Below are 14,265 nucleotides of genomic sequence, written 5' to 3'. Positions count from 1 at the left end.
TGGATAATAATTAATGAAAATACAATGTGTTATCTTTAACTATAATCTTCCAAAGCAAACAGATAAGACATATGACATTCTAATTAAGAATAGTTTCTTAGCAGAACATATTATTGTCGTTGATAATGGCTCAGATAAATCACCTCAAGCACTATCTACCAACTTATCACTGCCTTTTAATGTCCGATTTTCTGGACAAGCAAATACTACCCTTCAATTTCTGATGACTTATCGTCCTTCTGACTACTATCTGTTGATAACGACTAGTGCAAAACTTGATCCTGCCGTTAACTATTTTGATATCTGTCATCAGACGATTGATGAGCTATCAGAATCCTTTGGTGTCGTCATGGCTTCCCTTATTGGTGGTGAGACTGAAAAAATCACGCCAGAACAATCTCATCATGACCTAGTACATCAAACGATACCCTATCGTGCTGTCTATTCCGCGCAACCTATTATGACTCTAGTTTCGCACCGACTTTTATCTATCTGTTACAAAAAACATGCCGCTTATTTCAATACTGACTTAAAAAGAGGACACGGTATCGATATTGAGCTTCAACATATGGCGTTAAGTCACGGATTAACAACTGTTGTATCACGCGATCTATGGGTACATTGGAAGACAAATCAAGCACATAAATTAAACCTTGCTGATGAATCCGCTTATGAATATCGCTGCCAAGCTCAAGCTGAAATGGAAAAATGTTTTGCAAAAAGATATGGCGAGCAATGGGAAATACAATTTAGGTCGCAATTTGCAAAAAAAAATGACACAAAAATGAAAATACCGACACGAAGTCGATACAAATTCGCATCCTTACGACAGTTATGGTATCGAATAAAATTATCTTTTTTTAGACTTAGAAAAAAAAGAAAATAGCATATTAGTTGGTATTAATATTGCTTAGTATTTTTATACTAAAATAAAAAACATATCAGGATAGGATATTCTATGACGTCTTTTTTCAAAAAATCATCTGCTTATTTAATATCTAATATTTTGAATGGTTTATCATTACTCTTTCTTCTACCATTTTTAACGCGTTTTCTTTCCACTCAAGAATATAGTCAAATAGTATTATTCCAAACCTTGATTTTTGGTTTATTATCCTTTCTACACTTAAATGTTTTTCAAGCTTCAAATATAAAGTTTTTTGACCAAGAGACTACACATAAAGACATTCAACACTATAATAGTGGCTGTATTATTATACTTATCTTCTCTATCTTATTTTTTACATTGATATTATCAAATAATTTATTATTTTTATCTGAATTATTATCATTGCCAGAATCATGGATTATATATGCAATGATCATTGCTATATCACAAATCTTTATTCAATTTTGTTTATGGCAGTGGCAAATGAGAAAGCAAGCATATCAATATTCACTCTATAACTCCTGCTATATTATACTGTCTTCATTATTTACATTGATGCTACTGTATATATTACACGATAAAATAGATGCTAGGATCTATGCCTTAATGGCTATTTCTGCGGTTTTTTTTTGTATTCAATATTTATTATCATCAAAAACAAATGGCTTATTTTCTCTCGTATATCACTATCAATAATAAAAGATATTCTGAAGGTAGGTCTTCCATTAGTTCCCCATTCAATTGGCATTTTTATCTTAGTCGGGGCCGATAAATTCATTATTAGCGGCATCCTTGGCCTTGCTACTATTTCATCATATCTTGTCGTATTTCAAATTAGCACTATTTTTATATTTGTGTTTGATGCTATCAACAAAAGCTATTACCCGTGGTTATTTGAACAATTAAATAAAAACAACGACAATACCAAAAATAAACTGTGGCTTTTAACCTCTGTTTATTTTATTTCATTATTAACAGTATCAATATTCTTCTTTTTTCATGGCTCTGCCTTAATTACATTAATCGCCGGTAAAAATTACATGATAAGTAACAGTATTGTAGGTCTTATTTTTCTTGGTCAGATATTTGGTGGCATGTATTTAATGATCAATAACTATTTATTTTACGAAAAAAAAACCATGTTAATTTCAACAATAACGATTGTATCTGGCATTATTCACTTGTTATTAATTTCTTTATTCTCATATTATTGGGGGCTCACTGGCGCAGCGTTATCTTTTTGTCTCTCTAAATGTATTCAATTTTTACTAACGTGGTTGAATGTCTATAAAATAACAGCCATTCCATTGGCAATTAAAAGCGAATAAATAGATTCCTCCTCATTTATCCGCTTGTTAAACCCTAGCTTAAGCGTGCTGTTATCCATTGTGCGATATCTTGAATTTCAGGCATGCACACTTGGTGTTCCATTGGATAGGTTCGCCATTGTGGATGATAATCTGCCGCTATCAAATCATCACGAGCCATTTCACCCAATTTAGGTACAACCACCGGATCATCGCTACCATGCATGATCTCAATTGCAATATCTCGATTAGCATCACTGTATTGAATAATATTTGAGGTTGGGAAATACGTTGATAACGTAAGTAACCCTGCCAATGGTTTGGCATAGCTCAGCGCAGCATGATATACCACAGCCCCACCTTGAGAAAATCCAGCTAAAATGATTCGCTCAGAGGCAATGCCGCGGCTAATCTCTCGCTCAATCAGGTCAATAACACACTGCGCTGAATCTATAAGCTGATCGACATTAAGCTTACGTGACACATCTAATGAAATAATGTCATACCATGCTGGCATAACAACACCACCATTAATGGTTACAGAAATAGAGGCTGCATGAGGAAAGATAAAACGTACTGGCATATCAGCGGGTAGCTGTAATTCTGGCAATAGTGCTTCAAAATCATGGCCATTAGAGCCTAAACCGTGCAACCAGATAACACTCGCTGTCGCCTTAACGGTTGGTTCTACTTCAACACAAGGTAAATAGGTTATATTCATGTTCTTATCCTTATATAAACCGTTATCACTATATCGCTGATTTTATTGCTCGCGCAAGTCGAGATGGTGCTAATTCTGGGTCAGGATTTTTCTGATTAAAAAATTCACTCACAACATCAACAATCGCTGATTGTACATCCGCGGTTGTAGCTAAATTTTGTGAAAAACTTGGGACTAAATCTCCAGATAATGAGGCTTGCTTAAATGCTTTCATTGAATCTAGCGCACACTGGTCAAATGCCGACATGTCCATGTCTAATCGAACCGGAATCGAACCTTTATTTAAATTAAACACCCTTTGAAAATAAGGGGTTAATAATATTTTAGCCAAATCATGCTGAGCAACATTATCGGCCGCTGTGCCTTTTAATTTAAAAAAGGCCAAACTATCGATATTAAATGTAAATTGATGCTGAGTACCCGGTGCTGGAACGCATAAGTAATCTTTACCCGCTTGTTTATTCGCTTGTGCAAATTCACCTTTAGCCCAATCTCCCATAAACTGCATCGCGGCTTGACCATTTATCACCATTTCAGTTGCAGAATTCCAATGTCGCCCTTCCGCTTCTGGATCAATATACGCTTTCATCCGTTTAAATTGCTTAAATACATCCACCATTTTAACGCTATTAATGACGGTCATATTAAGATCGACAAAGGCTTTACGGTAATCAGCTGAACCTAATACTGCCAACGCAATACTTTCAAACAAAGTGGCGTCTTGCCATGGCTGACCACCATGTGCTAACGCAATGAATCCTGCTGCTTTAATTTTATCGGCGGCAACAAAGAATTCAGCTAACGTGGTAGGTACAGTGGCACCAGCGGCTTTAAATACCGTAGGATTAACCCATAACCAATTAACGCGATGTACATTAATGGGGACCGCTACATAATGATTATTATATTTCATTATATTAGCAACCACAGGCGGCAATACATTGTCCCAGTGCTCTTGTTGAGCGACGTCATCAAGCGAGGTTAAGAACCCTAAACGTCCCCATTCCTGAATATCATGACCTTTTAATTGAGCCGCCGTCGGGGGATTGCCAGAAACGGCTCGCATTTTTAGTACTGTCATTGCACTTTCACCACCGCCACCAGCTACGGCAAAATCTTTCCAGCTATCACCTTGTTGTTCCATCATATGTTTCAGCACTTTAACTGATTTAGCCTCGCCGCTCGATGTCCACCAATGCAGTACTTCAACTTGACCCGCAGCATTAGCTTTTATGGCAAATAACAAAGATAAAACAAAGGTGAGTATTATATATTTTAGTTTCATGCTTTCTCTTTCTTTAGGCTAATGCAACAGACAAAACTCGCGGTAAGACGACGATCACAATGAGCCCCTGTGTTAAGCCATTTTTAATAATCAACTTTCCACCATGAGCATGAATAATATTACGTGCAATGCCCATCCCTAAGCCATGACCATCATTGTCAGTTGCTAAACGAAAATAAGGTTCAAATACCGCTGATAATGATGATTCTGGAATACCTTTACCTTGATCGGTGATCGTCATAATAATTTTGTCCGGCTTATCGATTACCGCAACAGTAACTTTATGACCATACTTAACCCCATTATCAATTAAATTACTTAAACACCGTTTTAACCCTAATTCTTTACCCATCATTGGCGAAATAATGAATGTGGGTAAAGTTACTTTTTGCTCGTGGTGATTATGGCGTTCAGCAATACTGGCTAAAAGCAGATTTAAATCAATTGGGACAATATTTTCGTGTAAATCAGTGTCTTTTACACACTGTAACGCCCCTTTAACCATCATCTCTAATTCATCAAGATCATGATTAAATTTATCAATTTTTTTATCATCATCCATTAATTCAACCCGTAATCGTAATCGCGTAATGGGGGTTTTTAGATCATGAGAAATCGACGAAAATAATTGCTCTCGATCTTCAATATAGCGCCGCAATCGCAACTGCATTCGATTAAATGCTCGAGTCGCCATCACCAATTCCGTTGCGCCTTCCTCTTTCAGTGGCGGTTGATAAATATCAAGACTTAACGCATTTGCAGCATCGGCCAATTGTTTTAACGGCTTGGTTTGGCGACGAACCATAATATAGGTAAACACCAATAATAAACTGGTTATAAACACCAAAAATAATATTTGTTGGCGAGTGATCACTTCATCTTTTAAATTCATATAAGGTGCAGGTAATAACGCAGCGATATATAACCACTGGTTTTTTTCTAATTCAATCTGCACCACTAAAATCGGTGGATTTAGAGGTTCTAGGCTTAATGTATTATGTACCCATGAACGAGGCAAATCGCTCAATAAAATATCATTTTTAAGAACATGCAACGTTTCAGGACGAGAGAATTCAACCTTTATAGTCGGTAGACGCGGTAATTTTTGATGTAGCACCTTTTCAAAAACAGAAACCGCCATTTGTTTTTGTTCTGAATGAGCAATAGGATCAATCTGAATTTCTTCATCATTAAAAGAAACAAAAAAACGAGTCCCCCCCATATTGCGCAGTTGGTCTAGCACAATATGCCGATATTGCATTGGCAACGATTGAAAAAATGTCACTGTTGAAGCAAACATTATCGCCATGCTTGCTGATGTCGATTGCAAGCCGTCTAAATCTCGTTGTTTTGATTGACTATACCAAATAGACGTTGCAATAACTTGTGCTAAAAAAACAGCTAATAAGGTTAACCACAATGTTCTTGAAACCAATGATTTCGGGTAAAACACTTTCCAATTCATTAACCATTATCCATAAAGTAAAAAAGTGTGACACTCATATAAGCGATCACACTTTATCGAACATAGTTATGATGATATCAGGCGTCTTCATAAACCACATCGGCAGTAAAGATATAACCATTACCTCGACTGGTTCTTATTAACCGCTGAGTACGACCTTTATCACCTAACCGTTGTCGTAAGCGACTTAAAGCGACATCAATTCCTCGCTCTGAAGGTAAGGTATCTCGCCCTCGAGTCGCATAAGAAATCGTATCACGATCCAATATTTCTTGTGGGCGTGATAAAAACAGCATCAATAGTGAGTAATCCCCACCTGTAAGTTCAAAATCTTGTTTTTTATCAAGATCAAACAAACAATGCGTCGTGGTATCAAGTCGCCAATTGGAAAAACGAATAAATTTAGCTTCTGTTGGTAATGATTGGCTTTCTGTGGGCTTTATTCGCCTTAATAAAGCTTTAATCCGTGCCAATAATTGACGAGGACTAAATGGCTTAGCAATATAATCATCAGCCCCAATTTCAAGGCCAATAATCTGATCCATTTCATCAGAGACAGCCGTTAACATAATAATAGGGACGTTTGAGCTTTTTCGAATATACTGGCATAAAGTAAACCCATCATCACCCGGCATCATCACATCTAATAAAATCAAATCAGGGTAACCAGCCGCTAAACGCCGTTTCATTTCTTCGCCTCCTGCTGCTGTAATAACCTCAAACCCGTTTTTTGTTAAATACTCATCCAGTAATTCACGAATTTCTTGGTCATCATCAACAACAAGTACCGTCTTAGTTGCCCCCATTTTACTCATCCTTACAAATTAGAAAGCATATTTACACTGACGTTTTTAACTGCGCATTCTATAACAAGTAGACAAAATGCTTCAATACTGAATAAAACTCACCATGTGATCTACCTATCACTAAGCGTATTCAATTAGAAAACATTTACTATAAATAGCAAATAAAAAGCACCCTCAACAGTAACGTCAGTGTATTTCGCTTCTATCATACTAAGAAGAGAGAGTAAAACTACATTATTATTTTGATGATGCTTACTCAATGAATGCTTCCGCTAATATTGAACGTGATAGTTGTCCAATAACATCACCCTCATCATTAATCACGGCTAATGAAATCAGAGAATGTTGCCCTGTGAATTTTAAGTGCCCTTCTTTGATGCCACAATCAAGCGCACGCTTTAAGGCATTACTCCATATTTCAGGCTCCCTTTTTTCTCTCTACGCATAAATAACTTACCTTAATTTACTGACAAACAAACCACAATAGACACACAGCCAACATAAAAAAACACCGCAAAACCCTCAGTTAGGGAAAAAGTAACAATGTCTTTCTGCTAAATATAAATACGACTTTTTATCGTTTTTATGGCTAATTTTGCTTATTATGTGGCGAGTATTTTATTAGTTATGGACAATAACAATGTATAAATTAGTTGCACTTGATATGGATGGCACATTACTGAATTCAGACGGCGCGATTTCAGAACACAATAAGCAGGCTATTGCTGCTGCGCGCGAACAAGGTGTCTATGTTGTATTAGCATCAGGTCGTCCTATTGAAGGCATGACATGGGCACTAAAAGAACTCAATATGGATAGCGATAATGATTTTGTATTGTCATATAACGCTTCATTAGTACAGCGAGTTGCCAGTCAAGAAGTTGTTAGAAGCCAAACATTAATCGGTAGCGATGCAAAAGCAATCGCAACAATTGCCCATGATTTGGGCGTTCATGTTCATGCTTTTTCTCGTCGTCAGGGTTTGATTACTCCTGAGCATAATTACTACACCGATCACGAAGCAAAAATTAATGGTTTAACCATCACATTAGCTGATTTTGCAGAACTGGATGACAATGAAGAAATCATGAAAGTGATGATCATTGATGAAGAAGAACGTCTTGAAGCGGCTATCGCACAATTACCTTCTGACCTATATCAGCAATATACTATTGTAAGAAGTGCACCGTTCTTCCTTGAGTTCATGCACACTAATAGCAACAAAGGTGTCGGCGTTAAAGCACTCGCTGATTTCTTAAATATTAAGCAAGATGAAGTAATTGCGATGGGTGATGCAGGTAATGATCATCATATGATTGAATTTGCAGGTTTAGGGGTAGCAATGGGTAATGCTACCGAAGCAACCAAAGCGATTGCTAACTATGTTACTGATACTAATAATAATAGTGGTGTTGCACAAGTAATTGAAAAATTCATTCTTAATGTCTAAGTCATAAAAAACGCCATAAAAAGCCAGCACTTATGCTGGCTTTTTTCGACTATTACACTGTCAATTATTTAGCAAGCGTAACCGTATTAACGTCAATAGTACGAACCGTCCAATCTTTATCTACTTCACCACGAAGGGTAATTTCAGTCGTTGGTGTTACTGTAATGCCATGCCAGTCTTTATTATCAATTTCGACTTTTATTTCACCAGTCCCATCTTTAAACATGTAATCTTCTTTGCCAATCGAAGATGTAATATGACCAGTAAGCTCTACTGCCGCATTATCATCCGCTTGAGAAGCAGCTTTCACTGTATTTAATACTGGGATAGCACTAGGACCATTAAAACCGCCTTGAGCCTGAGTAAGTGGAGCCGTCTCATGTGGACCACTAAAACCACCTTGATTTGATTGTGGTGCTGCCATTACTGACATTGATGAAAACACAAGAACTGAAGCTGCAAGTAATTTTTTCATTGGTCTATATTCCACAAGGTTATTCAATGAGATGATAATATCTCGAATACATATATTGTTTAAATTATAACGCTAATAAATTAAATTCGACAAGATTGTTTTTTAAGCGCTATACATTTAGATCAAACTGGTTATGCTAATTCTTTGATCATATGTGATGCTAAAAACACTGACACTATCGTTTCAATATTATCTTCAAGTTCTTTGCCTTCACTATTAGGTGAAATATTCATCACTTGCGGCCAAAAAAGAAGCCCCTGAAATAAACTAATATAAATATTCGTTAATAACATTATATTTTTATCAACCATACAACCTGCTGCGATCGCTTGTTGAAACCAATCTGTAATCGCTTTTGTACTGTATAAATCTTTAATTAAATTCAATGCTAATTCTGGCTGACGTAAAAATTCCATCACAATCGTGCGTGACAATGGAATACCATAAGTTGAATACAAAATATCCGCTTCACGACAAGTAATAACGGTTAATTGCTCTGTTAATGTCTTCGTAGGATCAAAGTCATACTTAACATTTTCAGACACAGACTCTTGAATAATGGTCAAGACTGAAACGAATAACACCTCTTTACTCTCGAAATGACGGTATAACGTCCGTTTAGAGACCGCAGCTTCTGTTGAGATACGATCCATATTTGACGCTAAAAATCCATGAGTTATAAATTCCTCTTTAGCCGCTTCAATAATTGCTAAGTGCTTACGTTCCGTTTGCTTCATCCTTCAAAGATTCCTCATTGTATTTTTATTTCAGTTTATGAGCGCAGTCTAACAATCTGAAACAAAAAAGTATACTGAGTAGTTTACAAAACCATTTTTATCACTAAAATGCACTTTAAGTTTGCTTCTTTAATAGCAATAAATATGACTAACCAATCTAATGATAGTGGAGAACACGGTGAAAACTCATTCAGCAATGTCCAATGTGACATCGTTAACAATTAATAAACTGGCCATGGCGGTGAGTTTATCTTTAGCGGTAGTGCTGTTGTCAGGATGCGACAGTCAAAAAGAAGCAACTGTCACCGCACCTATCATTAATCTTGCGTTAACTAAAATTGTAACGCCACAAACAAACACTAACTTAACCTTTAATGGTGTGATCCGTTCTGCTGAACGCGCTGATTTATCATTTCAAGTCAGTGGCCGTGTTAGCCATATTTTTGTTAATGAAGGCGACAAAGTACATAAAGGCCAACTACTCGCTAAATTAGATCCTAAAGATGCCCAAACAGCATTTTCAGCGGCGCAACTAGAGTTGAATAACACTAAAAAAGACTATTCACGTGGTAAATCTATTTATGAAAGCTCGCAAGCTATTTCTAAAAGTGATCTTGATGAGCTTCTAACGCGTTACGACTTAGCTCAAAACCGACTTGAAGAAGCAAAAAACCAACTGGCTTACACGCAATTAAAAGCGCCTTTTTCAGGAATTATTGGTCGTAAACTAATTGATAATCATGTTCAAATTCAAGCAAATACCTCGGTATTAACATTGCATAACCTGGATGATTTAGAAGTTGTCGTTAACATTCCTGACATTGTAATGTTAACTGGTATGCAATGTGATAAAGCCAATGCTGAGATTAACAATATTCCAGGGCATTTATTACCGTTGAGTTTACGTACTTACTCAACCCAAGCCGATCCGATTACACAAACATTCTCGGTTGTATTAGGCCTAGATGATCTTAAAGGACTCAATATTTTACCGGGTATGTCAGTAAAAGTTTCTCCAAGCTTAACTGAATGTCCTGAAGAAAATAATAATCCATTAACAGTGCCATTAACGGCAGTAGTGCCTGATAACCAAAACAAGCAATTTGTATGGGTTGTAGGTACTAATAACATCGTTGAAAAACGGTATATCAAAGTGGGTGCTATCAATAAAAATTGTATTACTGTGCCTTCTGGTCTGAAAGCAGGTGAGCGTATTGTTATTGCTGGCGTATCAAAACTAAAAAATGGTATGGAAATTCGCCCATACACAGATACTACTCAAAACGGAGTGTAAGAAATGGATATCGCTCGCTATACCATAGCCAAGCGCACCAGTGTTTGGGTAATGATGGCTATCATTCTAATTGGTGGCTACATCAGCTATCTAAAATTAGGGCGTTTTGAAGATCCTGAATTTGTTATTCGCCAAGCCGTTATTATCACACCTTACGCGGGTGCAACGGCACAAGAAGTATCAGATGAAGTTACTGATATCATTGAAGGTGCTGTCCAGTCATTGCAAGAACTGAAAGAAGTTAAATCAGTTTCTAAACAAGGCATGTCTGAAGTAACGGTTGAGATCAAACTTGAGTTTGCAAAAAGCCAAGCCGACCTTCAACAAGTATGGGACAAGCTACGTCGAAAAGTGGTTGATGCACAGCGTCAATTACCTCCAGGCGCAGGTCCATCCATTGTCAACGATGATTTCTCTGACGTTTATGCTTTATTTTTTGCAGTAACAGGTGAAGGCTTCTCTGACAAACAACTGTCTGATTATGTAGATAGTTTACGTCGTGAGCTGGTACTTGTTCCTGGTGTTGCAAAAACCGCAACCCTAGCAGAACAACAAGAAACCATTTTTGTTGAGTTCACCAGTGAGCGTTTGGCTAAATTTGGTTTATCCGTCGATAATGTTCTATCAGTATTACAAAAACAAAATATTGTAACTGTCGCGGGTAGCTTAACATCAAATGGAATGCGCATTCCTGTAATGCCAACACCCAATGTTAACTCGTTTAATGACCTGAAAAATCTTCAAGTGGGTATTGGTGATAATCACACCGTATTACATCTTCAAGATATTGCGACCATCAAGCGTGGCTATCAAGAACCCGCATCAATGTTAATGCGTTATAACGGTGAACGTGCGATTGGTTTTGGTATTTCAAATGTCACTGGCGGTAACGTTGTTGATATGGGTGATGCGGTTAAAGCACGTATCGCTGAATTAGAAAGCCAACGCCCTTTAGGTATGGAACTGAATGTTATCTCAATGCAATCAGATTCTGTACGTGATTCGGTAACTAACTTTATTGATAACCTTATTGCAGCGGTAGTGATTGTATTTATCGTACTACTGCTCTTTATGGGGCTGCGCTCAGGCGTTATTATCGGTTTTGTATTAGTACTTACCGTCGCTGGCACGCTATGCATCATGCTAATGGATGACATTGCGATGCAGCGTATTTCTCTAGGTGCACTAATTATTGCCCTTGGAATGCTGGTTGATAATGCAATTGTTGTTACTGATGGTATTTTAGTTCGCTTACAAAACAATGAAGATCGTGAAGTTGTTATTCCCGAAGTCGTTAATGCAACTAAATGGCCATTATTAGGCGGTACGGTTGTTGGTATCTGTGCATTCAGTGCTATTGGCTTGTCACCATCAGATATGGGTGAATACGCAGGGTCGTTATTCTGGGTTATTCTTTACTCTATGCTTTTAAGTTGGTTGTTTGCAGTAACGGTTACCCCATTACTGTGTCACCAATTCTTAAAAGTTAAAGTAAAAACAGATACTGATAAACCAAGCAAAGTTGTCAGTGGCTACAAAGGGTTATTATCGTGGGTATTACTTCACCGTAAGACCACGGGTTTATTACTGGTTGCCACTCTTATTGGTGCAATTTGGGGCGTAAAATTTGTCCCTCCTGGTTTTATGCCTGAATCACAACGTGCGCAATTTGTGGTGGATGTGTACCTACCACAAGGTACTGATATTCAAAACACACAAACCTTTATTGCTAACATTGAGAAAGACGTTAAACAAAAACCAGGTATCAGTAATATCTCAAGCTTCATTGGTGGTGGTGGCTTACGCTTTATGCTGACCTATGCACCAGAGGCTCGCAACCCTAGCTACGGTCAGTTACTGATCGACATTGATGATTACCGTAATATTGCGCCATTATTAGTTGAACTCCAAAAAGAGCTCGACCTTAAATACCCTGAAGCATCAATCAAAGTATGGAAATTCATGCTTGGTCGCGGCGGCGGTAAGAAAATTGAAGCAGGATTTAAAGGCCCTGATAGTAAGGTATTACGTAGCCTTGCAGAACAAGCTAAAGCTATCATGCTAAGTGATCCAAATTTGATCGCGGTTCAAGATGATTGGCGTCAGCAAGTTCCTGTAATAAAGCCAATATACTCAACTGAAAAAGCACAACGTTTTGGTTTAACTAACCAAGAAATAAGTCAAGCTATTGCGCAAACATTAACCGGTCGTAACATCGGTGTGTACCGTGAAGGTAATGATTTAATCCCTATCGTCGTGCGTGCGCCAGATAATGAGCGTACTCATGAACGTGCAATTGAAAATACTGAAGTTTACAGCCGTATGGTTAATGGATTAATTCCTGTAAGCCAATTGGTTGAGTCAGTAAACGTTGCTTGGGAAGATGCCATTTTACGTCGTATTAATCGTATTCCAACCATTCTGGTTCAGGCAGATCCTGCACCGGGTGTTTTCACTGCGGATGCATTTAATGATCTACGTGGCAAGATTGAAGCGATTAAATTACCGCCCGGTTATGAATTGACATGGTATGGCGAATATAAAGCATCTAATGACGCAAACGAAGGTCTTGCTAGCTCTGCCCCTTACGGCTTTGCGGCAATGATTTTAGCGGTGATCTTTATGTTTAACGCGCTTCGTCAACCATTAGTGATTTGGCTAACCGTGCCGTTTGCTTTAGTCGGCGTAACTGTTGGCTTAGTGATATTCCAAACCCCGTTTGAATTTATGGCGATTCTAGGTTTCCTAAGCTTAATCGGTATGATGGTAAAAAATGCAATTGTATTGGTCGACCAAACCGATGTTGAAATAGCCGCAGGTAAAACAGCATATCAGGCAATTATTGATTCAGCGCTTAGTCGTGCTCGACCAGTATTGCTAGGTGCATTTACGACTATTCTAGGTGTCGCGCCGTTACTGGTAGATCCATTCTTTAAGAGTATGGCAGTAACGATTATGTTCGGTCTGTTATTTGCAACAATCTTAACATTAGTGGTCATTCCACTGCTGTATGCGGTATTGTTCCGCGTTAAAGTAGAAGAAACACCACCAGCATAATTAGTACAACAAAATAAAAGGGAGTGACATCATTGATGTACACTCCCTTTTTTATCTTTTGATAGTTATAAATAATCATCAAATCGCTGTTATTGTTTAATATAATCAATAAGATCAGCAGCTAAACGTCGCAACATGCCAGGATCTGGATGCGTATGGGACAGCACACGAATACCATAAATTCCCATCACTAAAAATTGCGCTAACTGTTGGCTATCTCGCTGGTAACTAATTTCATTATTTTGTTGTGCCAACACAAGCTGCTCGGCCAATGTTTGCTGCCATTGTTTTAACATATAACTAATCACATCAGCCACTTCAACATCTTGTTGAGCAAGTTCACTCAATGCTTTTTGCAATAAACAGTCTTTAATCTGTTCACGCTCACACTCATCAACAACATGCTCAAGGTAAGTAGCAATCGCTCCCATCACTGATGTTGATTGCGAAAACAAAGTAACAAATTGTGTATAACGTTGATCTCGATAATGTTCTAGCGCAGCTAATAACAACCCTCGTTTATTTTTAAAAGCACAATAAATAGAGCCAGGATGAAGCCCTGTTGCTTGTTTCAAATCTTGCATACTGGTATTGCCATAACCTTTGGCTATAAAAATATCCATTGCCGATCGTAAGACACTATCACGATCAAATTCAGCACTACGCATAATGACTCTCTTTTGCTTTAACTCATGCTAGTTTACTTAATATTGAACAATCATTCAAAAAAGTCTTGAATGATTGTTCAAATAAGCCTAACTTGAATGAGCATTCAAATT

The 14,265-nt window shown here is 37.6% G+C and carries 13 protein-coding genes; 6 read left to right on the top strand and 7 right to left on the bottom strand.

The window, feature by feature from the left end; all coding sequences use genetic code 11:
* The first annotated feature begins 13 nt into the window (after positions 1-13).
* The 3 genes from CIK00_RS05490 (at position 14) to CIK00_RS05480 (ending at position 2,217) form a co-directional block, all read left to right on the top strand.
* A complete protein-coding gene (locus CIK00_RS05490) occupies positions 14-886 on the top strand; it encodes a glycosyltransferase family protein (RefSeq protein WP_101767914.1) in 873 nt (290 codons plus the stop codon).
* Positions 887-958: 72 nt separating this feature from the next.
* Positions 959-1,585, top strand: a complete 627-nt coding sequence (locus tag CIK00_RS21285) for a hypothetical protein (RefSeq protein WP_101767913.1) — start codon at positions 959-961, stop codon at positions 1,583-1,585.
* Complete coding sequence (locus tag CIK00_RS05480) at positions 1,519-2,217, top strand: MATE family efflux transporter (protein WP_101767912.1); 699 nt, start codon at positions 1,519-1,521, stop codon at positions 2,215-2,217. The genes CIK00_RS21285 and CIK00_RS05480 overlap by 67 nt, the downstream gene beginning before the upstream one ends.
* Before the next feature lie 34 nt (positions 2,218-2,251).
* Here CIK00_RS05480 and CIK00_RS05475 read toward each other — a convergent pair whose 3' ends face one another.
* The 4 genes from CIK00_RS05475 to CIK00_RS05460 all read right to left on the bottom strand — a co-directional run bounded on the left by CIK00_RS05475 (position 2,252) and on the right by CIK00_RS05460 (position 6,473).
* A complete protein-coding gene (locus tag CIK00_RS05475; protein ID WP_101768014.1) occupies positions 2,252-2,911 on the bottom strand; it encodes an alpha/beta hydrolase in 660 nt (219 codons plus the stop codon).
* Positions 2,912-2,945: 34 nt separating this feature from the next.
* Positions 2,946-4,202, bottom strand: a complete 1,257-nt coding sequence (locus CIK00_RS05470) for an ABC transporter substrate-binding protein (RefSeq protein ID WP_101767911.1) — start codon at positions 4,200-4,202, stop codon at positions 2,946-2,948.
* A 13-nt stretch (positions 4,203-4,215) separates the two neighbouring features.
* The gene (locus CIK00_RS05465; protein WP_101767910.1) at positions 4,216-5,667 is read right to left on the bottom strand and encodes an ATP-binding protein; all 1,452 of its coding nucleotides are present in this window, start codon (positions 5,665-5,667) and stop codon (positions 4,216-4,218) included.
* A gap of 77 nt (positions 5,668-5,744) precedes the next feature.
* The gene (locus CIK00_RS05460) at positions 5,745-6,473 is read right to left on the bottom strand and encodes a response regulator (RefSeq protein WP_101767909.1); all 729 of its coding nucleotides are present in this window, start codon (positions 6,471-6,473) and stop codon (positions 5,745-5,747) included.
* 640 nt (positions 6,474-7,113) lie between these two features.
* Here CIK00_RS05460 and yidA point away from each other — a divergent pair.
* Positions 7,114-7,923, top strand: a complete 810-nt coding sequence (yidA, locus tag CIK00_RS05455; protein ID WP_101767908.1) for a sugar-phosphatase — start codon at positions 7,114-7,116, stop codon at positions 7,921-7,923.
* 64 nt (positions 7,924-7,987) lie between these two features.
* Here the strand turns inward: yidA and CIK00_RS05450 are convergent, their stop codons facing one another.
* Entirely contained in the window at positions 7,988-8,398 is a 411-nt protein-coding gene (locus tag CIK00_RS05450) for a YgiW/YdeI family stress tolerance OB fold protein (protein ID WP_101767907.1), read from the bottom strand.
* A 131-nt stretch (positions 8,399-8,529) separates the two neighbouring features.
* Entirely contained in the window at positions 8,530-9,135 is a 606-nt protein-coding gene (locus CIK00_RS05445) for a TetR/AcrR family transcriptional regulator (RefSeq protein ID WP_101767906.1), read from the bottom strand.
* 196 nt (positions 9,136-9,331) lie between these two features.
* On the opposite strand from CIK00_RS05445, the gene CIK00_RS05440 reads away from it, so the two are divergent.
* Together CIK00_RS05440 and CIK00_RS05435 are read left to right on the top strand one after the other, a co-directional pair.
* Positions 9,332-10,429 (top strand): efflux RND transporter periplasmic adaptor subunit, encoded by a 1,098-nt coding sequence (locus CIK00_RS05440; protein ID WP_101768013.1) that lies wholly within the window; start codon positions 9,332-9,334, stop codon positions 10,427-10,429.
* Between the two features lie 3 nt (positions 10,430-10,432).
* A complete protein-coding gene (locus CIK00_RS05435) occupies positions 10,433-13,486 on the top strand; it encodes an efflux RND transporter permease subunit (RefSeq protein WP_101767905.1) in 3,054 nt (1,017 codons plus the stop codon).
* A gap of 89 nt (positions 13,487-13,575) precedes the next feature.
* Here CIK00_RS05435 and CIK00_RS05430 read toward each other — a convergent pair whose 3' ends face one another.
* Positions 13,576-14,154, bottom strand: coding sequence for a TetR/AcrR family transcriptional regulator (locus CIK00_RS05430; protein ID WP_101767904.1), 579 nt, complete (start codon positions 14,152-14,154; stop codon positions 13,576-13,578).
* Positions 14,155-14,265: the final 111 nt, after the last annotated feature.

Origin of the sequence: Photobacterium carnosum (assembly GCF_002849605.1) — a bacterium.
Taxonomy (GTDB): Bacteria; Pseudomonadota; Gammaproteobacteria; order Enterobacterales; family Vibrionaceae; genus Photobacterium; species Photobacterium carnosum.
Note: the sequence above shows the minus strand (reverse complement) of the source record. Positions and strands in the feature narration are given on the sequence as shown.